This is a genomic window from Pseudomonas sp. MDT1-85, assembly GCF_054898065.1.
The window spans coordinates 5,189,792-5,211,064 of the sequence record NZ_CM142715.1 but is presented as its reverse complement, the minus strand read 5'-3'; the positions used below and the strand labels follow the sequence as shown (position 1 = coordinate 5,211,064).

Sequence of the window (21,273 nt, the reverse complement as noted above, 5' to 3'; positions counted from 1 at the left end):
ATTCGAATTAGTGCGTGCGCGTCACTTTGCTCAAATGACGTGGCTGGTCCGGGTCCATGCCTCGGGCGACGGCCAAACCGGCGGCCATGACGTAGAAACTCATGATCGCCAGAATCGGGTCGAGGGCCGGGTGTTCGGCGCGGCTCAGGGTCAGGTCGCGTTCGGCGACGTCATCCGGCGCGGCCAGTAGCACGCGGGCACCGCGCTGGCGCATGTCCGCCGCAAGGCTCAGCAATCCGGCCTGCTCGGCGCCGCGCGGTGCGAAGATCAGCAGGGGATAGTTCTCGTCGATCAACGCCATCGGGCCGTGCCGGACTTCGGCGCTGCTGAAGGCTTCGGCCTGGATCGCCGAGGTTTCCTTGAATTTGAGGGCCGCTTCCTGGGCGATGGCGAAACCGGCGCCACGGCCGATCACCATCAAGCGCTGACAATCACGCAACGCATCGATGGCCAGGCTCCAGTCCTGTTTTGCCGCTTCGCGCAGACCCTCCGGCAGGGCAAGGCCTGCTTCCAGCCACTCCACGTCTTCTTTCCAGTGGGCGATCAGGCGGGCGCTGGCGGTGAGGGTGGCGATAAAACTCTTGGTCGCGGCGACGCTGCTTTCGGTGCCGGCGCACAGCGGCAGGCTGAATTCGCAGGCGGCTTCCAAAGGCGAATTCTCGGCGTTGACCATGGAGATGCTCAGGGCGCCGCGCTTGCGCAGCAGACGCAGGCTGTTCACCAGATCCGGGCTTTGCCCCGACTGCGAGAAGGCGAACGCGACCTGGCCGCTGACCTTCAACGGCGCTTGCTGCATGGTCACCACCGACATCGGCAACGACGCCACTGGAATGCCCAGTTGCTGCATGGTCAGGTAGGCAAAGTAGCTCGCGGCATGGTCGGAGCTGCCACGAGCGACAGTCATCGCCACTTGCGGTGGCTGACGACGCAGGCGTCCGGCGATCTCGATCATCTGCGGGTCGAGTAGCTGCAGTTGGGCTTGCACGGCCTCGAACGAGGACAGCGCCTCTTCAAGCATTTTTGAAGTCAATGTCTTCTCCTTCGACCATGACGGCGGTCAGTGTGAGTGAGCGATCCAGCCGCACGCAGTCGGCCCAGGCGCCAGGTTGCAGGCGTCCGCGTTCTTGTAGACCGAGGTAGTCGGCGGGGAACTGCGAAAGTCGTTGCGAGGCCTCGCTGATCGGCAAACCGATCTTCACCAGATTGCGCAGGGCCTGATCCATGGTCAGGGTGCTGCCGGCCAGCGTGCCGTCGGGCAGGCGCACACCGCCCAGGCATTTGGTCACGGTGTGGCTGCCGAGTTTGTATTCGCCGTCGGGCATGCCGGCTGCGGCGGTGGAATCGGTGACGCAATACAGGCACGGGATCGAGCGCAGGGCCACGCGGATGGCGCCGGGATGCACGTGCAGCAGGTCTGGAATCAGCTCGGCGTACTTGGCGTGCGCCAGCGCCGCGCCGACGATGCCCGGCTCGCGGTGATGCAGCGGGCTCATGGCGTTGTAGAGGTGGGTGAAACTGCTGGCGCCGGCCGCAAGCGCAGCGACACCTTCTTCGTAACTGCCCAGCGTGTGGCCGATTTGCATGCGCACGCCGCGAGCGCTGAGGGCGCGGATCAAACCGTCGTGGCCGGCGATTTCCGGGGCGATGGTGATCACCCGGATCGGTGCCAGCGCCAAGTACTCTTCGACTTCAGCCATCAACGCGGTGTGGGCGAAATTCGGCTGAGCGCCGAGTTTGCCGGGGTTGATGTAGGGGCCTTCCAGATGCACGCCGAGTACCCGGGCGCTGCCTTTGGGCCGCTGCTCGCAGAACTCGCCGATGTCCTTGAGTACTCGCGAGATCTCTTCGTTCGGCGCAGTCATGGTGGTCGCCAGCAGCGACGTGGTGCCGAAGCGCACGTGCGTTCTGGTGATGGTTTCGAAGGCGGGTGCGCCCTCCATGATGTCTTTGCCACCGCCGCCGTGAACGTGCAGGTCGATGAAACCCGGCAGCAGGTAAGGCAAGTCGTTGTCTGCCGGATCGCACGGCTGGCCGTCGATGGACACGACTTTGCCGTGTTCGTGGATCAGCCGGCCGCGAACCCAGCCGTGGGCGGTGAGGATGTTGTCTTCGGACATGATCGGTTCTCGTTTGCTCGTCAGCAAGGAAGCTCTTTATCGACGAAGCTCTTTATCTAGGGAGCTCTTTATCTGCGGAGCTCTTTATCTACGGAGCTCTGCGACAAAGTCGTAGTAGTCGTTGCGGCAATAGGTGTCGGTGACTTCGATTGGCGTGTTGTCTTCCGTGTAGCCGACCCGCGTCATCAGCAGCATGGCGGTGCCAGGAGCGATGCCCACCAGGGCGGCGAATTCGTCCGAGGCGTTGATCGCCTGAATGTGTTGCAGGGCGCGGACCACCGGTTTGCCGATGCCGTCGAGGTATTCGTAGAGGGAATCGCCCACCGCTTGCGGCTTGGGAATGATCGAGGCGGGCAGGGTGCTCATCTCGATCGCCATCACCGTGTCGTCGGCTTTGCGCAAGCGTTTGAGCCGCGCAACCTTGTCGTTGGGCGACAGGCCGAGGCGGATCAGTTCTTCGTGGGTCGGCGGGGTGATTTCCCGTTCCAGCCATTGCGAGCCGGGGACGAAGCCCTTGAGCCGGAGCATTTCACTGAATCCCGAGAGGCGTGACAGCGGTTGCTCCAGGCGTGGCGTGATGAACGTGCCGGAGCCCTGATTGCGGCGGATCAGGCCTTGCTCGAACAGCACTTCCAGCGCTTTGCGTGCGGTGACGCGAGAGATCCCCAGCAGTTCACTGAGGTTGCGTTCCGACGGCATCGCCTGTTCGGCTTTCCACTGGCCGGCATGGATCGCCGCTTCCAGATTGCGCGCCAGTTGCAAGTACAACGGCGTGGGCTGGGTGTCGTCAGGGCGTAGGGCCTGGAGGTCATTCATTTAGGTTTGGTCCGATGCGGATATAGGATTGTTGTCGCCCGGTTGTGGGAATAAACCTAATACCACTTGAATACCATGTCAATGCCAGTACTTTGCTGATGGCGTGCGAAAGCCTGCCTTGTAGGGTTGGCTGAAGGAGATGGTGTTTGAAGTGGTATTAGCGCTGGGGGTTGTAAAAGCAAAGATCGCAGCCTGCGGCAGCTCCTACAGGTGGGAATGGTATCTACCCGGTAGGAGCTGCCGCAGGCTGCGATCTTTTGATTTTATTTTTTCGATATCGACCGAAGGTAGCCGTTACGGACGAATCTCGATCATCGTGCCATCCGGCACCAGACCCCAAACCTCGCGCATGTCCATGTTGCGCATGGCGATGCAGCCGTCGGTCCAGTCCAGCGTATGGAACAGATCTTCCGGGTTGTCTTCGGTGTCTGGGGTGCCGTGGATCATGATCATGCCGCCAGGCTCGACGCCTTCGCGCCGGGCACGGGCGGCGTCGCTGATGTTGGGGTAGGAGATGTGCATCGACAGGTTGAAACGGTCGCTGATCTTGCGCCAGTCCACCCAATAAAAGCCTTCGGGGGTGCGTTTGTCACCCTCCATCAGCTTTGGCCCCTTGGGGCGTTTGCCCAGGGAAATGCGATAGGTCCTGATCGGCTTGCCATCATTGATCAATTGCAATTGGTGGGCAGATTTGAGAACCAGAACTTTTTCGATGACTTTGCCGTCCAGCGTTTCCGTGGAGGAAGCCTGGCTGACAGCGACGAACGACAAGCAAAAAACGGCAAGCAACCAGCGCATTGAAACGATATCCCTAAAAGGTGTCGCGAATATTGATTTTATAGATGCTTTTACGTGTAGGTGCGTTAAATGATGGCGGGCTGGACGAGCGGTGGGATCGATTCGGACCGCACGGGGTAGACCTCGGTCCGCCGGTCAGCGAAGAAGCATTCTAAGGTACGGCCCACCGTGCGGAAAGCCAGTTCGCCCCAAGGGATGTCGGCTTCCTCGAACAGTTGCACTTCCAGGCTCTCGGGGCCCGCGGCAAAATCCAGGTCCACCAGTTCGGCGCGAAAGAATACATGTACCTGGCTGATGTGCGGCACGTCGATCAGCGTGTAGATACTCAGGTTGCGCACCCGGGCGCAGGCTTCTTCGGCGGTCTCGCGAATGGCGGCCTGTTCGATGGTCTCACCGTTTTCCATGAACCCGGCGGGCAGGGTCCAGTAACCGAGCCGTGGCTCGATGGCGCGACGGCACAGCAACACCTTCGAACCCCAGGTCGGCACGCAGCCGGCGACAATATTGGGGTTCTGGTAATGGATGGTATGACAGCTGTCGCAGACAAAACGCAGGCGCGAATCGCCTTCGGGAATGCGCTGGGTTACCGGGTTGCCGCACTGGCTGCAAAATTTCATGCTTGGGTTCCTGGATGCTGCGCCTATCTTGGCGTGCAGCGGTGTCGGTCGGCAAGTTGTCGTTTCGCGACATGGGGCTGTTCGGGGCTTGGGCGGCCGGTGCGATTGGTGCATGATGCAGGGTAAGGCACAGATCGAGAAGACTCATGCTGGACGAGCTACTGCACCGGGTAAGCAATCACACGCCGCGTACGCTGGAAACCGACCGACGTTTCCCCGAAGCCGCGGTATTGGTGCCTATCACGCGCAGTGACGAACCGGAACTGGTCCTGACCCTTCGCGCCAGCGGGCTCTCGACCCATGGCGGCGAAGTCGCCTTCCCCGGCGGTCGACGCGACCCCGAAGACCCGGACCTGATTTTTACCGCCCTGCGCGAAGCCGAAGAAGAAATCGGCCTGCCGCCGGGGCTGGTCGAAGTGATCGGTCCGCTGAGCCCGCTGATCTCCCTGCACGGCATCAAGGTCACGCCCTATGTCGGCGTGATTCCGGATTTCGTCGAATACCAGGCCAACGATGCCGAGATCGCCGCGGTGTTCAGTGTGCCGCTGGAGTTCTTCCGCAAGGACCCGCGAGAGCACACCCACCGCATCGACTACCAGGGCCACAGTTGGTACGTGCCGAGCTACCGTTATGGCGAGTACAAGATCTGGGGGCTGACGGCGATCATGATCGTCGAGTTGATCAACCTGCTCTATGACGCGAAAATCAGCCTGCATCAACCCCCCAAGAGTTTTATCAAAACCTGAAGCCATCGCGCGTATGGCGTGATCCCGTGGACCCGCGGCAGTCTGAGCCTTGAGGAAAATAAGATGAAATACCGCCTGGGCGACGCCCGCGTCGAAACCCATCCGCAGAGCTGGGTCGCACCCAATGCCGTGCTGGTGGGCAAGGTCAAACTGGAAGAGGGCGCCAACGTCTGGTTCAACGCCGTGTTGCGTGGCGACAACGAATTGATCCTGATCGGCAAGAACAGCAACGTGCAGGACGGCACCGTCATGCACACCGACATGGGCTACCCGCTGACCATTGGCACCGGCGTGACCATCGGCCACAACGCCATGCTCCACGGTTGCACGGTGGGCGATTACAGCCTGATCGGCATCAACGCGGTGATCCTCAACGGCGCGAAAATCGGCAAGAACTGCATCATCGGCGCCAACTCGCTGATCGGTGAAGGCAAGGAAATTCCGGACGGTTCGCTGGTCATGGGCTCACCGGGCAAAGTGGTGCGCGAGTTGACCGAGCCGCAGAAGAAGATGCTCGAAGCCAGCGCCGCCCACTATGTGCACAACTCGCAGCGTTACGCCCGCGATCTGGTCGAGCAGGAAGAATGAGCACCATTGAACGACCGGTTCCATCGCCGTGCGTGAGCATTTGTGCGCTGGATGAGGATGATATTTGCACCGGGTGTCAGCGCACGGTGGAAGAGATTACCCGCTGGAGCCGGATGGACAACGCAGAGCGGCGCAAGGTGTTGGGGTTGTGTCATGAGCGGGCGAAGTCGAGCGGGTTGATCTGGATGTTGGGCAAAACCCCCGACCTGTAGGAGCTGACGAGTGCAACGAGGCTGCGATCTTTTGATCTTGCCTTTAAAAAACAACGTCAAAAGATCGCAGCCTCGTTGCACTCGTCAGCTCCTACGGTACCCTGTGCACCAAATTGACAGGTATCCCCCCGCCCCATGCTCTTCCTGATCGCCTACATCAGCAGCGTCGTGCTGATCAATTACGCCTTTTCCAGTGCCCCGCACCTGGACATCATCTGGTCGGCCTGGGGTGGGCTGATATTCGTGCTGCGCGACATGGTGCAAACCCGTTTCGGTCACGGCGCGATCGCTGCGATGCTGGTGGCGTTGGTGCTGTCCTACGTCACTTCCGACCCGTCCATTGCCCTGGCCAGTGCCACTGCGTTCGCCGTGTCCGAGTGTATCGACTGGCTGGTGTTCAGCATCACCAAGCGTCCATTGCACGATCGCCTGTGGATAAGTTCGGCGCTGAGCATCCCGCTGGACACCTTCATCTTCTTCGGCATGATCGATGCGTTCACTCCGGCCGTGATCCTCACCGCCATGGGCTCGAAGTTCGCAGGTGTGACGGTCGTATGGCTGATCATGGCCTGGCGCTTGCGTAATCAGGCTGTCGCCAGCTGAAGCCAAACCCTCAGGTTCATGTAAAATGCCGCGCTTTCTCCCCATGGGAAGCGTGCTTCCCTCGATGATCCGCTTCTTGAGGACCTGAGATGACCCGTATCGGAACTCCATTGTCGCCAACCGCGACCCGCGTATTGATGTGTGGCTGTGGTGAGTTGGGCAAGGAAGTGGTGATCGAGTTGCAACGCCTGGGCGTTGAAGTGATTGCCGTCGATCGCTACGCCAATGCGCCGGCCATGCAAGTCGCCCATCGCAGCCATGTGATCAACATGCTCGACGGCGCCGCCCTGCGTGCAGTGATCGAAGCCGAGAAGCCGCACTTCATCGTGCCGGAAATCGAAGCCATCGCCACCGCGACCCTGGTAGAGCTGGAGTCCGAAGGCTTCACCGTGATCCCGACCGCTCGCGCCGCACAGCTGACCATGAACCGCGAAGGCATCCGTCGCCTGGCCGCCGAAGAGCTGGGTCTGCCGACGTCGCCGTACCACTTCGCCGACACCTTCGAGGACTACAGCAAGGCTGTCGAAAATCTGGGTTTCCCCTGTGTGGTCAAACCGGTCATGAGTTCCTCGGGTAAGGGCCAGAGCCTGCTGCGCAGCGTCGATGACGTGCGCAAGGCCTGGGATTACGCTCAAGAAGGTGGCCGCGCCGGTAAAGGTCGCGTGATCATCGAAGGCTTCATCGACTTCGACTACGAAATCACCCTGCTGACCGTGCGTCACGTTGGCGGCACTACGTTCTGTGCGCCGGTTGGCCACCGTCAGGAGAAGGGCGACTACCAGGAATCCTGGCAGCCACAAGCCATGAGCCCGGTTGCTCTGGCTGAATCCGAGCGCGTTGCCAAAGCCGTGACCGAAGCCCTGGGTGGCCGTGGTCTGTTTGGCGTCGAACTGTTCATCAAAGGTGATCAGGTGTGGTTCAGCGAAGTCTCGCCGCGCCCGCATGACACCGGTCTGGTGACCCTGATTTCCCAGGACCTGTCGCAGTTCGCGCTGCACGCACGGGCGATCCTCGGCCTGCCGATTCCATTGATCCGTCAGTTCGGGCCTTCGGCTTCGGCGGTGATTCTGGTGGAAGGGCAGTCGACTCAGACCGCATTCGCCAATTTGGGCGCTGCGCTGAGCGAGCCGGATACGGCGTTGCGCCTGTTCGGCAAGCCTGAGGTGAATGGCCAGCGTCGGATGGGTGTGGCGTTGGCGCGTGATGAGTCGATCGAGGCTGCACGGGCCAAAGCGACCCGTGCTTCCCAGGCTGTTGTTATAGAGCTCTAAACCGAGGCGCGGCATTCGCGGGCAAGCCTCGCTCCTACAGGTCATTTGTTGAACGCACTACCGTCGTTTGACGTGATCCCTGTAGGAGCGAGGCTTGCCCGCGAAGCTTTTGGCTTCAGGCAACCCGATTCAAATCGTTATGCCGCGTCTCCTTCAGGCACAGCACCGCGATCAAACTCAGCACCGCCGCCCCCGACACATACCCGCCCACATAACTCAAACCGCCCATGGCCACCAGTTTCTGCGCAAAGAACGGCGCCGCCGAGGCTCCGACAATCCCGCCCAGGTTGTAGGCGGCCGATGCGCCGGTATAGCGCACGTGGGTCGGAAACAGCTCTGGCAGCAGCGCGCCCATCGGGGCAAACGTCACGCCCATCAGAAACAGTTCGATGCACAGGAACAACGCCACGCCCCAGGTCGAGCCTTGGGTGAGCAGCGGTTCCATCAAAAATCCGGACAGAACCGCCAGCACGCCACCGATGATCAGCACCGGTTTGCGCCCGTAACGATCGCTCGCCCAAGCCGACAGCGGTGTCGCGGCCGCCATGAACAGCACCGCGAAACACAGCAGGCCGAGGAAGGTTTCGCGGGTGTAGCCGAGTGTCGACACACCGTAGCTCAGCGAAAACACCGTCGAGATATAGAACAGCGCGTAACACACCACCATCGCCCCGGCACCCAGCAGCATCGGCGCCCAGTATTGGCTGAACAGCTCGACCAGCGGAATCTTCACCCGTTCCTGACGAGCCATGGCATTGGCGAACACCGGGGTTTCGTGGAGCTTGAGGCGCACATACAGGCCGACCATCACCAGCGCGGCACTGAGCAGGAACGGAATCCGCCAGCCCCATGAACGGAATTGCTCGTCGTTCAAACTCATGGCCAGGGTCAGGAACAGGCCGTTGGCCGCCAGAAACCCGATCGATGGACCGAGTTGCGGAAACATGCCGTACCAGGCGCGCTTGCCTTTGGGCGCGTTCTCCGTCGCCAGCAATGCGGCGCCGCCCCATTCGCCGCCCAGCCCCAGGCCTTGACCGAAGCGCAGCACGCAAAGCAGGATCGGCGCCCAGGCGCCAATGCTGTCGTAACCCGGCAGGACGCCGATCAGCGTGGTACACACGCCCATCAGCAGCAGGGAAGCGACCAGTGTCGATTTACGCCCGATGCGGTCACCGAAGTGGCCAAACAGCGCCGAACCCAGTGGCCGCGCAAGGAAGGCGATACCAAAGGTGAGGAACGCCGACAGCATCTGGGCGGTGCCGGAGGTCTGCGGAAAAAACACCGGCCCGATCACCAGCGCCGCGGCAGTGGCATAGACGTAGAAGTCGTAGAACTCGATAGCCGTGCCGATGAAACTCGCGGTGGCCACCCGGGTGGCGGAGTTGGTCGGTTGTGCAGGCGTGGTTTCGGTATAAGTCGTGCTGGTCGTCATGCGGTAATCCCTGACAGTCATGTGCCCCAGTGGAGCGAATTATTATGGTCGAATACCCAGGGATGTGGGTTGAGATACGGTCGCTGTTCAAGGTAGGAACAGTCGTCGCAGTGGTGCGGATATTGTCGATGATCTGGCCGGAACCTGCTGCGTGCGGGGTAAGCACGTGGTTCGGCGGAGGCTTGGGTAAGCGGCTTGATTATAGGAAGGCGGCTAACGATCTAACAAGGGCATAGAAAATGAGAAAGATCGCAGCCTCGCTTCGCTCGACAGCTCCTACAAGTTGGAATGCGTTCCCTTGTAGGAGCTGTCGAGCGAAGCGAGGCTGCGATCTTGTGGCGAACTAACGGACGAGGGCAGGCACTGAGCTGGTATGCCAGATCAACACGCGCGTGACGCGATTGTCTTCCGTTTCCAGAATCTCCAGCCGATAACGCCCGATCTTCAGGCAAACCGCACTGTCTGGAATCGTTTCCAGCGCCTCGGTCACCAACCCGTTGAGGGTTTTCGGGCCATCGCTGGGCAGATGCCAGCCAAGGCTTTTGTTCAACTCACGAATCGACGCCGCACCCTCAATGACCAAACGCCCATCGGGCTGCGGATGGATGTGCGGGTTATCCAGGCTGTGCTGGCTTTCGAATTCACCGACAATTTCTTCGAGAATGTCTTCCAGGGTCACGATGCCCAGCACTTCGCCGTACTCGTCGACCACCATGCCCAAACGCCGCTGCTGCTTGTGGAAGTTCAGCAATTGCAGCTGCAGCGGGGTGCTTTCCGGTACGAAGTACGGTTCGTGACTGGCTGCCAGCAGCGCTTCCAGGGTCAGGCTTGAATCCGGCAGCAAATGTCGGATCTGCCGGGTGTTGAGCACCGCTTCGACCTGGTTGATGTCGCTGTGGAATACCGGCAGGCGAGTACGCCTGTTATGGCGCAGTTGCTCGATGATTTCTTCGAGGGGGTCGTCCAGATTGATGCCGTCGACGTCACTGCGCGGTACTAGAATATCGTTGACCGTGATGTTATCCAGCGCGTGGATACCTGATAGCGAATGCGGGCGACTGGCGGCGTGTTCGTGATCGTCATGCCGATCGGCTGGCGCTTCGTCTTCGCTTTGTTGCACCACGTTGATTTTGCGGGCGAATGGCCGCGTCAGCAGCTGGCTGATGCCATTGAGGAGCCAGGCAGCCGGGTATACGATTTTCAAGGGTATGCCGAGCAGTGTGTTGCCCAGACTCAGAACGGCATCCGGATAGCGCATGGCAAGGGAGCGCGGCAGGAAGTCGGCGAACACCAGCAGCACCGCGCTGGCGCCGAGGCAGGCAATCCATACACCGTTTTGCGCCCAGGTGAAAATCGCCAGCAAGGTGCTGATGACCACTACCAGCGCGCGGCACAGGGTGTTGCAGAGGATCAGGCTGTTGAGTGGGAAACTCAGCTTGGCCACGGGTTTGTCGTTCGAGCGCGAGGCCGTTCGCTGGGCCAGCAAGTGCTGTTGTGCAATTTCGATGGCGGTAAACAGCCCCGACCATAAAATCAGCAGGGCGAGCACCGCAAGCATCGGCCCTATGGGCAAGTCGTCCATTAATGCCGCCCGTCAGATATGCAGAATGTATTCGCGGACCAGCTTGCTGCCGAAATACGCCAGCATCAGCAGGCAAAAACCGGCAAGGGTCCAGCGGATGGCTTTGTGTCCGCGCCAGCCGAGGCGGTTACGCCCCCAAAGCAGCACGCTGAACACAATCCAGGCCAGGCACGCCAGCAAGGTTTTATGCACCAGGTGCTGGGCGAACAGGTTTTCGACGAACAGCCAGCCGGAGATCAGCGACAACGACAGCAGGCTCCAGCCGGCCCAGAGGAAACCAAACAACAGGCTTTCCATGGTTTGCAGCGGCGGGAAGTTCTTGATCAGCCCGGACGGATGCTTGTGTTTGAGCTGATGGTCCTGAACCAGCAGCAGCAAAGCCTGGAACACCGCGATGGTGAACATGCCGTAAGCGAGGATCGACAAGAGGATGTGGGCGAGGATGCCTGGCGCTTCGTCAATGATCTGCACCGTACCGGCGGGGGCGAACTGTGCCAGCACCACGGTGGCGGCGCCCAGCGGGAACAGCAATAGCAGCAGGTTTTCCACCGGAATCCGTGAGCAGGCCAGCAGGGTCAGGGCAATAACCGCGGCGGCGATCAGGCTGGCGGCGCTGAAAAAGTCCAGGGCCAGGCCGACCGGTGTCAGCAGATAGGTGATCAGGCTGACGCTGTGAGCCAGCACGGCCAGCACACCGAGCGTGACCAGCAGGCGCTTGTTCGCCTTGGCGCCGGTGGCCAGACGAGTGCCCTGATAGAGAGTCGCAGCGGCATATAAGCAGGCGGCGGCGAGGGTGGTAAGCAAACTGGGTGACAAGGGGAGCATAAATCCTGTTAGGCAAGCCCGAAAGGCGCTGAGTTTGGCATAGAACCCCCACAGCACGAAAGACCATGCAACCTGACGGCGAGGTGTCCGCCAGACGCAGTCTTCGCTATAATCCGCGACCTGCCCACGCCGCAGGCTCGCCGAGCACATGTTTATTCCGGTCTGGGCCGCCATTATCCCGGTCTACACAGGGCCTGAAAGGATCGCGCAATGTTTGAAAACTTAACCGACCGTCTCTCGCAGACGCTGCGCCATGTCACCGGCAAGGCCAAGCTGACCGAAGACAACATCAAAGACACCCTGCGCGAAGTGCGCATGGCGTTGCTCGAAGCCGACGTCGCCTTGCCGGTGGTCAAAGACTTCGTCAACTCGGTCAAGGAACGCGCTGTTGGCACCGAGGTGTCGCGCAGCCTGACGCCGGGCCAGGCCTTCGTGAAAATCGTCCAGGCCGAACTCGAAAGCCTGATGGGCGCGGCCAACGAAGACTTGAACCTGAGCGCCGTTCCTCCTGCTGTCGTGTTGATGGCCGGTTTGCAAGGTGCGGGTAAAACCACCACCGCCGGCAAACTCGCGCGCTTCCTTAAAGAGCGCAAGAAGAAGTCGGTCATGGTCGTGTCCGCGGACGTTTACCGTCCGGCGGCGATCAAACAGCTGGAAATGCTCGCGGGCGAAGTTGGCGTTACTTTCTTCCCGTCCGACCTGAGCCAGAAGCCGGTCGACATTGCGCAAGCGGCTATTAAAGAAGCAAAACTGAAATTCATCGACGTGGTTATCGTCGATACCGCCGGTCGTCTGCACATCGACGAAGAGATGATGGGCGAGATCAAGGCGCTGCATGCCGCGATCAACCCGGTTGAAACCCTGTTCGTGGTCGATGCCATGACCGGCCAGGACGCCGCCAACACGGCCAAGGCCTTCGGCGATGCACTGCCGCTGACCGGTGTGATCCTGACCAAGGTCGACGGCGATGCCCGTGGCGGTGCCGCGCTCTCGGTGCGTGCCATCACCGGCAAGCCAATCAAGTTCATTGGTATGGGCGAGAAGAGCGAAGCGCTCGAACCGTTCCATCCTGAGCGTATCGCTTCGCGCATCCTCGGCATGGGCGACGTGCTCAGCCTGATCGAGCAGGCCGAACAGACCCTCGATAAAGACAAGGCCGATAAACTGGCCAAGAAGCTGAAGAAGGGCAAGGGCTTCGATCTCGAAGACTTCCGCGATCAGCTGCAACAGATGAAAAACATGGGCGGCCTCGGCGGTCTCATGGACAAACTGCCGAACATCGGCGGCGTGAATCTGGCGCAGATGGGTAACGCCCAAGGCGCGGCAGAGAAGCAGTTCAAGCAGATGGAAGCCATCATCAACTCCATGACCCCGGCCGAGCGCCGCGACCCTGAGCTGATCAGCGGTTCGCGCAAGCGCCGGATCGCCATGGGTTCCGGCACTCAGGTGCAGGACATCGGTCGCTTGATCAAGCAGCACAAGCAGATGCAGAAGATGATGAAGAAATTCTCCGCAAAAGGCGGAATGGCCAAAATGATGCGCGGCATGGGCGGTATGCTGCCCGGCGGCGGCATGCCGAAAATGTAAAGAATTCGAGCGGGAGCTAGCTCCTGCTCCGACCCACAGGGATGTGGGATCTCCAGCAAACCCGCACTTGGCGGGAGCTGACTGGCCATCTTCAACGATGGCTCTATAGCAAATCTGGATGGCGACCGATAGGCTGCCGGAAAAAGACATTTGCAAAAGTCCGGATATTCCTTAGAATATGCGGCCTTTCGGGCACCTATGCCCGCTGTGCCTTTAGATTTGCAGCACCGACTACAGGAACGATGTTCACATGCTAACAATCCGTCTTGCCCTTGGCGGCTCCAAAAAGCGCCCGTTTTACCACTTGACCGTAACCGACAGCCGCAACCCGCGCGACGGTTCGCACAAGGAACAGGTTGGTTTCTTCAACCCTGTTGCTCGTGGTCAAGAAGTTCGTCTGTCCGTGAACCAAGAGCGCGTAGCCTACTGGCTGAGCGTTGGTGCACAACCTTCTGAGCGCGTTGCTCAGTTGTTGAAGGAATCTGCTAAGGCTGCGGCCTGAGCTATATGAACGCGACGCCAGTTGTTGCCGATGATTTGATCGTTATTGGCAAAATTTATTCTGTTCATGGCGTTCGCGGCGAAGTGAAGGTGTATTCCTTTACTGATCCGACTGAAAACCTGTTGCAGTACAAAACCTGGACGCTCAAGCGCGAAGGCAATGTGAAACAGGTCGAGCTAGTCAGCGGACGTGGGAACGACAAGTTCCTGGTCGCAAAGCTCAAGGGTCTCGATGATCGTGAAGAAGCACGTCTTCTGGCTGGTTATGAGATCTGTGTGCCGCGCAACCTGTTCCCTGAATTGACCGACGGCGAGTACTACTGGTACCAGCTGGAAGGTCTGAAGGTTATTGATCAACTCGGGCAATTGCTCGGGAAAATCGATCATCTTCTGGAAACCGGCGCCAATGATGTAATGGTGGTCAAGCCTTGCGCTGGCAGCCTGGATGATCGCGAACGCCTGTTGCCCTATACGGAGCAATGCGTGTTGGCTGTCGACCTTGCCGCAGGCGAGATGAAGGTGGAATGGGATGCGGACTTCTAAACGTGGCTAACCTGCGCGTAGAAGTGATCAGTTTGTTTCCCGAGATGTTCTCCGCCATCAGCGAGTACGGCATCACCAGTCGTGCGGTGAAACAGGGGCTGTTGCAGCTCACCTGTTGGAATCCGCGAGACTGCACGACGGATCGACATCACACTGTGGATGATCGCCCATTTGGCGGTGGTCCGGGCATGGTGATGAAGATCAAGCCCCTGGAAGATGCTCTGGTTCAGGCCAAGGCAGCAGCCGGGGAGGCGGCGAAGGTAATTTACCTGTCCCCCCAAGGCCGTCAACTGACTCAGTCGGCGGTACGCGAGTTGGCGAATCTGGATGCATTGATCCTGATTGCCGGCCGCTATGAAGGCATTGACGAGCGTTTTATTGATGCTCATGTCGATGAAGAGTGGTCGATTGGCGACTATGTACTGTCTGGCGGCGAGCTGCCGGCGATGGTCCTGATCGATGCGGTTACACGACTGCTGCCTGGAGCTTTAGGGCATGCGGACTCCGCCGAGGAAGATTCCTTTACGGATGGTTTGCTGGATTGCCCGCACTACACCCGACCGGAGGTGTATGCGGATCAGCGTGTTCCCGACGTATTGCTAAGTGGCAATCACGCGCACATCCGGCGTTGGCGTTTACAGCAGTCCCTTGGTAGGACCTTTGAACGACGCGCCGATCTTCTGGAAAGCCGCTCGCTTTCTGGAGAAGAGAAGAAGCTGCTCGAGGAATACATCCGCGAGCGGGACGATAGTTAACAACGTATCGATGGTAGATCCGACGATTTACCTTAGGAGCACAGCATGACTAACAAAATCATCCTTGCACTCGAAGCAGAGCAGATGACCAAAGAGATCCCTACCTTTGCCCCGGGCGACACCATTGTCGTTCAGGTGAAAGTGAAGGAAGGCGATCGTTCGCGTCTGCAAGCGTTCGAAGGCGTCGTTATCGCCAAGCGTAACCGCGGCGTAAACAGTGCTTTCACCGTTCGTAAAATCTCCAACGGTGTTGGCGTAGAGCGTACTTTCCAGACCTACAGCCCGCAAATCGACAGCATGGCCGTTAAGCGTCGCGGTGACGTACGTAAAGCCAAGCTGTACTACCTGCGTGACCTGTCCGGTAAAGCAGCTCGCATCAAGGAAAAACTGGCTTAAGTCCAGCTTCCGATGCCGAAACGCCAGCCTGTTCAGGCTGGCGATTCAAGAAAATGCCTCGTATCGAAAGATGCGGGGCATTTTTCGTTATGGGTGCTTCTAAAGTGGTCATGCAGCCAGTGCCAGTCAGTTAAGTGCAATCCCTGTGGGAGCGGGCTTGCTCGCGAAGAGGCAGTATCAGTCGACATCAATGTTGCCTGGCATATCGCCTTCGCGAGCAAACCCGCTCCCACAACTAGCTAATTGGCGTCAGTTGTTCGGCCTATTCCCGGTCTCGTGTTGGTGGGAAAAGTCTTTTTCGTCTTTTTCTGCGCAAAAAAAACGCCCCGAACAAGTCGGGGCGTTTTCTTTCTTGAGGTGCTTTTGCGTTTAGCGCTTCAGCGAAGCTGGCAGGTGCGGCTGGATCGCCGTCAGTACTGCCTTGAAGCACTTGGTGTTGCCGGCGACGATGTGGCCTTTCTCAAGGAAGTCGTGACCGCCGGTGAAGTCGCTCACCAAGCCGCCTGCTTCCTGGATCAGCAGGGCGCCTGCAGCCATGTCCCACTCGGACAGGCCCGATTCCCAGAACGCATCGAAACGGCCGGCAGCCACGTAGGCCAGATCCAGACTCGCTGCGCCAGCGCGGCGGATGCCGGCGGTCTGGCCAACCAGGGCGCGGAACATGCCCAGGTAGTTGTCGAGGTTGTCCATCTGCTCATCGCGGAACGGGAAGCCGGTACCCAGCAGGGCGCCGTCCAGGCTGGTGCGGCCGCTGACGCGCAGGCGACGACCGTTCAGTTGGGCGCCGCGACCACGGCTGGCGGTGAATTCTTCCTGGCGAACCGGGTCCAGAACAACAGCGTGCTCCAGGCGACCGCGATATTTGCAGGCAATGCTGACAGCGAAGTGAGGAATGCCGCGCAGGAAGTTGGTGGTGCCGTCCAGCGGATCGATGATCCACAGGTACTCTTCGCCTTCAATGCCGTTACCGGCGTGCATGCCGGTTTCTTCACCCATGATCGAGTGATTAGGGTAAGCCTTGCGCAGTGCATCGATGATTTTCTGTTCGGCGGCGCGATCCACCTCGGATACGTAATCCTTGGCGTCTTTTTCGTCGACCTTGATGGTATCCAGGCGCTCGATGGAGCGGAAAATCAATTCACTGGCGCTGCGGGCGGCGCGCAGCGCGATATTCAGCATGGGCTGCATGGATGTGTCACCTAAGGTTGTTAAAGAAAGCCGGGCATTCTATCAGAAAGTTTCTACAGGTGAAGGTCAGTGTTCGCTTTCATAGCTTAACGGTGTGTCCCGCCTCGGAAATACGTTCACATTTTGACGAGTGGTCAATGTTGGCAGGCAAGGCGCCGCGCCGACTCATAGCTTGCTATGGGGAGAAGTGGCAACGCAGCATGCCAACATTGAACGCCGTCAAAAGTGAACAGCTATTTTTGAGGCGGGACACCCTGATGAGCTGTAAGATTCTGCTCCCTATTAATGTGTTCGAGAGCGCCTCCCTTGCTGCAAAACATTCGTGTCGTCCTGGTCAATACCAGCCATCCCGGAAATATCGGCGGGGCTGCGCGTGCCATGAAGAACATGGGCCTGTCGCGGCTGGTGCTGGTCGAGCCGCGGTTGTTCCCGCATCACGAGGCCGATGCGCGTGCGTCCGGCGCCGGTGACATCCTTGGAAATGCTCAGGTTGTCGCCACTCTGGAAGATGCCTTGGTCGGCTGCAATCTGGTGCTCGGTACCAGTGCTCGCGATCGTCGTATTCCCTGGCCGTTGCTCGATCCCCGTGAATGCGGTGTGAAGGTGGTCGAGGAGGCTGGGCAAGGTGCCGAGATCGCATTGGTGTTCGGGCGTGAAGATTCCGGCCTGACCAATGAAGAGCTGCAGCGATGTCATTATCACGTGCACATCCCATCAGACCCCGAGTTCAGTTCGCTGAACCTTGGGGCGGCGGTGCAGGTGTTGAGCTATGAAGTGCGTATGTCCTGGTTGGCGGCAGCAGGTCAGCCGAGCAAGGTCGAGAAGGATGAAGTGGCGTCCACCAAAAGTGGTGAGCTGGCGACCATGGATGAGCTGGAGCGATTCTATGAACACCTGGAGCAAACCCTGGTGGCCATCGAATTCCTCGACCCGGAAAAACCACGGCACTTGATGGCGCGTCTGCGCCGGTTGTACGGACGCAGCTCGGTCAGCCGGGCGGAAATGAATATTTTGCGTGGCATCCTCACGGAAACCCAGAAAGCGGCCCGTGGCGAGCTTCTAAAGCGGAAGGATTAATGATGTTCGAGCGTTTGCGTGAAGATATCCAAAGTGTTTTCCATCGTGACCCGGCGGCGCGCAATGCTTTTGAGGTTCTGACGTGCTACCCGGGCATGCACGCCATCTGGATCCATCGCCTGTCGTCAGCGTTGTGGGGCATGGGCTGGAAATGGCTGGCGCGGCTGGTGTCGAACTTCGGTCGCTGGTTGACCGGGATCGAGATTCATCCGGGTGCCAAGGTCGGCCGTCGCTTCTTTATCGACCATGGCATGGGCATCGTTATCGGTGAGACCGCCGAGATCGGCAACGACGTCACTCTGTATCAAGGCGTGACCCTTGGCGGCACCAGCTGGAACAAGGGCAAGCGTCATCCGACTCTGGAAGACGGCGTAGTGGTCGGGGCGGGCGCCAAGGTGCTCGGTCCGTTTACGGTGGGTGCCGGAGCCAAGGTGGGTTCCAATGCCGTGGTCACCAAGGCGGTTCCGCCCGGGGCGACGGTGGTAGGGATTCCGGGGCGAATCATCGTCAAGCCCGATGAAGAGCAGGACGCCAAGCGCAAGGCCATGGCCGAGAAGATTGGTTTCGATGCCTATGGCGTCGGCGAAGACATGCCGGACCCGGTGGCTCGAGCCATTAACCAGTTGCTCGATCATCTGCAGGCTGTAGATGGTCGGCTTGAAGGGATGTGCGGGGCGCTGAAGGACCTGGGTAGCAATTACTGTGCGAAAGATCTGCCTGAACTGCGCGAAGAAGACTTCGCCTGTGTGAAGGACAAGGATCAGAGCCAGGCCGGCTAAACCGAGTCAACTTCATCGCGAGCAGGCTCGCTCCCACATTGGACTTGTGGTGTGTATGGGTTCCTTGTGGGAGCGAGCCTGCTCGCGATGAACGATAACGCGCAATTGCTGGCTGTACGCCGCCAGCCTTTGCTATGATGCGCGCGCTCTTTTGCGGGTAAACCTGACTAAAGTACTAGGTCTTATAGTTGACTTAAATACTCGGGAATTGCATACTCGCCCCATTCCGAACTCCGTGGTAATTGTCCATGCGACTGACTACAAAAGGCCGATACGCCGTGACCGCCATGCTCGACTTGGCGTTGCACGCGCAGCACGGGCCGGTGTCCCTGGCCGATATCTCCGAGCGCCAAGGCATCTCCCTGTCCTACCTCGAACAGCTTTTTGCCAAATTGCGCCGCAGCAATCTGGTGTCCAGTGTTCGCGGTCCAGGCGGTGGTTACCAGCTGTCCCGCGACATGCAGGGCATCCAGGTCGCCCAGGTGATCGATGCGGTCAACGAATCGGTCGATGCAACCAAATGCCAGGGCCAAGGTGATTGCCATCAAGGCGACACCTGCTTGACCCACCACTTGTGGTGCGATCTGAGCCTGCAGATTCACGAATTTCTGAGCGGTATCAGCTTGGCTGACCTTGTAACTCGCCGTGAGGTGCAAGAAGTAGCCCAGCGTCAGGACCAGCGTCGTTGCAACAGCAAGGCGCCACGCCTGGACAAGATTGAAGCGTCCGCCGTCGAATGACAGCCAAAGAGCTAGCGGCACGCCAGCCAGCCTGATTTAGGAGATAGTCCATGAAATTGCCGATTTACCTTGATTACTCTGCGACGACCCCGGTTGATCCACGTGTCGCGCAAAAGATGAGTGAATGCCTGCTGGTCGACGGAAACTTCGGTAACCCGGCGTCCCGTTCCCACGTGTTCGGCTGGAAAGCTGAAGAGTCCGTCGAGAACGCTCGCCGTCAGGTCGCTGACCTGGTTAACGCCGACCCGCGTGAAATCGTCTGGACCTCCGGTGCCACCGAGTCCGACAACCTGGCAATCAAGGGTGCGGCGCATTTCTACTCCACCAAAGGCAAGCACCTGATCACCACCAAGATTGAGCACAAGGCTGTCCTCGACACCATGCGCCAACTGGAGCGTGAAGGTTTCGAAGTGACCTACCTCGATCCTCGCGAAGATGGTCTGGTGACCCCGGAGATGATCGAGGCGGCCCTGCGCGACGACACAATCCTGGTGTCGGTCATGCATGTGAACAACGAAATCGGCACCATCAACGACATCGCGGCCATCGGCGAGCTGACCCGCTCCAAGGGCATTCTGTTCCACGTCGACGCTGCTCAGTCCACCGGCAAGGTCGAGATCGACCTGTCGAAACTGAAAGTCGACATGATGTCGTTCTCTGCCCACAAAACCTACGGCCCTAAAGGCATCGGCGCGCTGTACGTCAGCCGCAAGCCGCGTGTTCGCATCGAAGCGACCATGCATGGCGGCGGTCACGAGCGTGGCATGCGTTCCGGCACCCTGGCGACCCACCAGATCGTTGGCATGGGCGAAGCCTTCCGTGTAGCCAAGGAAGACATGGATGCCGAGAACGTACGCATCAAAGCCCTGAGCGACCGTTTCTTCAAGCAGGTCGAAGGCCTGGAAGAGCTGTACGTCAATGGCAGCATGACCGCCCGCGTACCGCATAACCTGAACCTGAGTTTCAACTACGTTGAAGGCGAGTCGCTGATCATGGCGCTCAAGGATCTGGCGGTTTCGTCCGGTTCGGCCTGCACCTCGGCGTCGCTTGAGCCTTCGTATGTACTGCGCGCCCTGGGCCGCAACGACGAACTGGCACACAGCTCGATTCGCTTCACCTTCGGCCGTTTCACCACCGAAGAAGAAATCGACTACGCCGCGCAGAAAGTCTGCGAGGCCGTTACCAAGCTGCGCACTCTCTCGCCGCTGTGGGACATGTACAAAGATGGCGTCGACATTTCGAAAATCGAGTGGGCGGCGCACTGATATTCAAGTCGCCGCAACCGGGCCCTGCTAATCCACGATTGGCAGGGCTTCAAGAGCGACTCCTGATGAGTGAGGATTAAGAATCATGGCTTACAGCGAAAAGGTCATCGACCACTACGAGAACCCGCGCAACGTCGGCAAGATGGACGCGGAAGATCCTGATGTCGGCACCGGCATGGTCGGCGCTCCGGCGTGCGGCGACGTGATGCGCCTGCAGATCAAGGTCAACGAACAGGGCATCATCGAAGACGCCAAGTTCAAGACTTACGGTTGCGGTTCGGCGATCGCCTCCAGCTCTCTGGCGACCGAGTGGATGAAAGGCAAGACTCTGGATGAAGCAGAGACCATCAAGAACACTCAGCTAGCCGAAGAACTGGCCCTGCCGCCAGTGAAAATTCACTGCTCCGTACTTGCTGAAGACGCTATCAAAGCGGCCGTTCGCGACTACAAGCAGAAGAAAGGCTTGATCTGACTTTCAAGATTTGGCGACGAGTAAGGAGTCACCGATGGCTATCAGCATGACAGAAGCGGCTGCTCAACACGTGCGACGCTCCCTCGACGGGCGCGGCAAAGGTGAAGGGATTCGTCTGGGTGTTCGCACCACGGGCTGTTCCGGCCTTGCCTACGTGCTGGAGTTTGTCGACGAGGTGGTTGCAGAGGATCAGGTGTTCGAAAGTCACGGCGAGAAAGTGATCATCGACCCGAAAAGCCTCGCCTACCTGGACGGCACCGAGCTCGATTTCGTCAAGGAAGGGTTGAACGAAGGCTTCAAGTTCAACAATCCCAACGTGCGCGGTGAATGTGGCTGCGGCGAAAGCTTCAATATCTGAGGCTT

25 protein-coding genes are annotated in these 21,273 nt (G+C 59.3%); 16 read left to right on the top strand and 9 right to left on the bottom strand.

The window, feature by feature from the left end:
- Nucleotides 1–7: 7 nt before the first annotated feature.
- From ACYZT2_RS23355 to ACYZT2_RS23335, 5 genes are all read right to left on the bottom strand, one after another.
- Nucleotides 8–1,030 carry an SIS domain-containing protein gene (locus ACYZT2_RS23355; protein ID WP_461967723.1) on the bottom strand — a complete coding sequence of 341 codons (1,023 nt, stop codon included), beginning with the start codon at nt 1,028–1,030 and terminating at the stop codon, nt 8–10.
- Nucleotides 1,011–2,117: an N-acetylglucosamine-6-phosphate deacetylase gene (gene nagA, locus ACYZT2_RS23350; protein WP_461967721.1), complete on the bottom strand. Its 1,107-nt coding sequence runs from the start codon at nt 2,115–2,117 to the stop codon at nt 1,011–1,013. Before nagA ends, ACYZT2_RS23355 begins: the two co-directional genes overlap by 20 nt.
- An 84-nt stretch (nt 2,118–2,201) precedes the next feature.
- Nucleotides 2,202–2,933 (bottom strand): GntR family transcriptional regulator, encoded by a 732-nt coding sequence (locus ACYZT2_RS23345; RefSeq protein ID WP_008014749.1) that lies wholly within the window; start codon nt 2,931–2,933, stop codon nt 2,202–2,204.
- A gap of 294 nt (nt 2,934–3,227) precedes the next feature.
- Nucleotides 3,228–3,731, bottom strand: a complete 504-nt coding sequence (locus ACYZT2_RS23340) for a L,D-transpeptidase family protein (RefSeq protein WP_461967718.1) — start codon at nt 3,729–3,731, stop codon at nt 3,228–3,230.
- A gap of 65 nt (nt 3,732–3,796) precedes the next feature.
- A complete protein-coding gene (locus ACYZT2_RS23335; protein ID WP_253549617.1) occupies nt 3,797–4,348 on the bottom strand; it encodes an NUDIX hydrolase in 552 nt (183 codons plus the stop codon).
- Between the two features lie 146 nt (nt 4,349–4,494).
- Between ACYZT2_RS23335 and ACYZT2_RS23330 the strand changes: the two genes are divergently transcribed.
- From ACYZT2_RS23330 to purT, 5 genes are all read left to right on the top strand, one after another.
- Nucleotides 4,495–5,094 carry a CoA pyrophosphatase gene (locus ACYZT2_RS23330; protein ID WP_038981702.1) on the top strand — a complete coding sequence of 200 codons (600 nt, stop codon included), beginning with the start codon at nt 4,495–4,497 and terminating at the stop codon, nt 5,092–5,094.
- Between the two features lie 63 nt (nt 5,095–5,157).
- Nucleotides 5,158–5,682 carry a gamma carbonic anhydrase family protein gene (locus ACYZT2_RS23325; protein ID WP_007954617.1) on the top strand — a complete coding sequence of 175 codons (525 nt, stop codon included), beginning with the start codon at nt 5,158–5,160 and terminating at the stop codon, nt 5,680–5,682.
- Nucleotides 5,679–5,894: a DUF1289 domain-containing protein gene (locus ACYZT2_RS23320; protein ID WP_461967715.1), complete on the top strand. Its 216-nt coding sequence runs from the start codon at nt 5,679–5,681 to the stop codon at nt 5,892–5,894. The genes ACYZT2_RS23325 and ACYZT2_RS23320 overlap by 4 nt, the downstream gene beginning before the upstream one ends.
- 135 nt (nt 5,895–6,029) lie before the next feature.
- Nucleotides 6,030–6,497 carry a preQ0 transporter gene (locus ACYZT2_RS23315; RefSeq protein ID WP_461967713.1) on the top strand — a complete coding sequence of 156 codons (468 nt, stop codon included), beginning with the start codon at nt 6,030–6,032 and terminating at the stop codon, nt 6,495–6,497.
- Between the two features lie 89 nt (nt 6,498–6,586).
- On the top strand, nt 6,587–7,768 hold the full coding sequence (purT, locus tag ACYZT2_RS23310; RefSeq protein ID WP_461967711.1) for a formate-dependent phosphoribosylglycinamide formyltransferase: 1,182 nt from the start codon (nt 6,587–6,589) through the stop codon (nt 7,766–7,768).
- A 115-nt stretch (nt 7,769–7,883) separates the two neighbouring features.
- Here purT and ACYZT2_RS23305 read toward each other — a convergent pair whose 3' ends face one another.
- The 3 genes from ACYZT2_RS23305 to ACYZT2_RS23295 all read right to left on the bottom strand — a co-directional run bounded on the left by ACYZT2_RS23305 (nt 7,884) and on the right by ACYZT2_RS23295 (nt 11,607).
- Nucleotides 7,884–9,200 carry an MFS transporter gene (locus ACYZT2_RS23305; RefSeq protein WP_461967709.1) on the bottom strand — a complete coding sequence of 439 codons (1,317 nt, stop codon included), beginning with the start codon at nt 9,198–9,200 and terminating at the stop codon, nt 7,884–7,886.
- Nucleotides 9,201–9,543: 343 nt separating this feature from the next.
- Nucleotides 9,544–10,782: a transporter associated domain-containing protein gene (locus tag ACYZT2_RS23300; protein WP_461967707.1), complete on the bottom strand. Its 1,239-nt coding sequence runs from the start codon at nt 10,780–10,782 to the stop codon at nt 9,544–9,546.
- A gap of 12 nt (nt 10,783–10,794) precedes the next feature.
- The gene (locus ACYZT2_RS23295) at nt 10,795–11,607 is read right to left on the bottom strand and encodes a cytochrome C assembly family protein (protein WP_461967705.1); all 813 of its coding nucleotides are present in this window, start codon (nt 11,605–11,607) and stop codon (nt 10,795–10,797) included.
- Between the two features lie 210 nt (nt 11,608–11,817).
- On the opposite strand from ACYZT2_RS23295, the gene ffh reads away from it, so the two are divergent.
- The 5 genes from ffh (at nt 11,818) to rplS (ending at nt 15,389) form a co-directional block, all read left to right on the top strand.
- On the top strand, nt 11,818–13,194 hold the full coding sequence (gene ffh, locus ACYZT2_RS23290) for a signal recognition particle protein (protein WP_008014733.1): 1,377 nt from the start codon (nt 11,818–11,820) through the stop codon (nt 13,192–13,194).
- Between the two features lie 250 nt (nt 13,195–13,444).
- Nucleotides 13,445–13,696, top strand: a complete 252-nt coding sequence (rpsP, locus tag ACYZT2_RS23285; RefSeq protein WP_003198088.1) for a 30S ribosomal protein S16 — start codon at nt 13,445–13,447, stop codon at nt 13,694–13,696.
- 5 nt (nt 13,697–13,701) lie between these two features.
- Entirely contained in the window at nt 13,702–14,238 is a 537-nt protein-coding gene (gene rimM, locus ACYZT2_RS23280; RefSeq protein WP_253549674.1) for a ribosome maturation factor RimM, read from the top strand.
- Nucleotides 14,220–14,993 carry a tRNA (guanosine(37)-N1)-methyltransferase TrmD gene (gene trmD, locus ACYZT2_RS23275; RefSeq protein ID WP_461967699.1) on the top strand — a complete coding sequence of 258 codons (774 nt, stop codon included), beginning with the start codon at nt 14,220–14,222 and terminating at the stop codon, nt 14,991–14,993. Before rimM ends, trmD begins: the two co-directional genes overlap by 19 nt.
- A gap of 45 nt (nt 14,994–15,038) precedes the next feature.
- A complete protein-coding gene (gene rplS / locus ACYZT2_RS23270) occupies nt 15,039–15,389 on the top strand; it encodes a 50S ribosomal protein L19 (protein WP_003175895.1) in 351 nt (116 codons plus the stop codon).
- 369 nt (nt 15,390–15,758) lie between these two features.
- Here rplS and suhB read toward each other — a convergent pair whose 3' ends face one another.
- Nucleotides 15,759–16,577 carry a type III secretion system regulator SuhB gene (gene suhB, locus ACYZT2_RS23265; RefSeq protein WP_052967503.1) on the bottom strand — a complete coding sequence of 273 codons (819 nt, stop codon included), beginning with the start codon at nt 16,575–16,577 and terminating at the stop codon, nt 15,759–15,761.
- Nucleotides 16,578–16,883: 306 nt separating this feature from the next.
- Between suhB and trmJ the strand changes: the two genes are divergently transcribed.
- The 6 genes from trmJ to iscA all read left to right on the top strand — a co-directional run bounded on the left by trmJ (nt 16,884) and on the right by iscA (nt 21,268).
- On the top strand, nt 16,884–17,654 hold the full coding sequence (gene trmJ, locus ACYZT2_RS23260) for a tRNA (cytosine(32)/uridine(32)-2'-O)-methyltransferase TrmJ (RefSeq protein ID WP_461967696.1): 771 nt from the start codon (nt 16,884–16,886) through the stop codon (nt 17,652–17,654).
- 2 nt (nt 17,655–17,656) lie between these two features.
- The gene (cysE, locus tag ACYZT2_RS23255; RefSeq protein WP_461967694.1) at nt 17,657–18,433 is read left to right on the top strand and encodes a serine O-acetyltransferase; all 777 of its coding nucleotides are present in this window, start codon (nt 17,657–17,659) and stop codon (nt 18,431–18,433) included.
- A 248-nt stretch (nt 18,434–18,681) separates the two neighbouring features.
- On the top strand, nt 18,682–19,173 hold the full coding sequence (gene iscR, locus ACYZT2_RS23250; RefSeq protein WP_007903581.1) for a Fe-S cluster assembly transcriptional regulator IscR: 492 nt from the start codon (nt 18,682–18,684) through the stop codon (nt 19,171–19,173).
- Between the two features lie 50 nt (nt 19,174–19,223).
- Nucleotides 19,224–20,438, top strand: a complete 1,215-nt coding sequence (locus ACYZT2_RS23245; RefSeq protein WP_461967692.1) for an IscS subfamily cysteine desulfurase — start codon at nt 19,224–19,226, stop codon at nt 20,436–20,438.
- Nucleotides 20,439–20,523: 85 nt separating this feature from the next.
- Nucleotides 20,524–20,910, top strand: a complete 387-nt coding sequence (iscU, locus tag ACYZT2_RS23240; protein ID WP_003443374.1) for a Fe-S cluster assembly scaffold IscU — start codon at nt 20,524–20,526, stop codon at nt 20,908–20,910.
- Between the two features lie 34 nt (nt 20,911–20,944).
- A complete protein-coding gene (gene iscA / locus ACYZT2_RS23235; protein ID WP_093426158.1) occupies nt 20,945–21,268 on the top strand; it encodes an iron-sulfur cluster assembly protein IscA in 324 nt (107 codons plus the stop codon).
- The last annotated feature ends 5 nt before the right edge of the window (nt 21,269–21,273 follow it).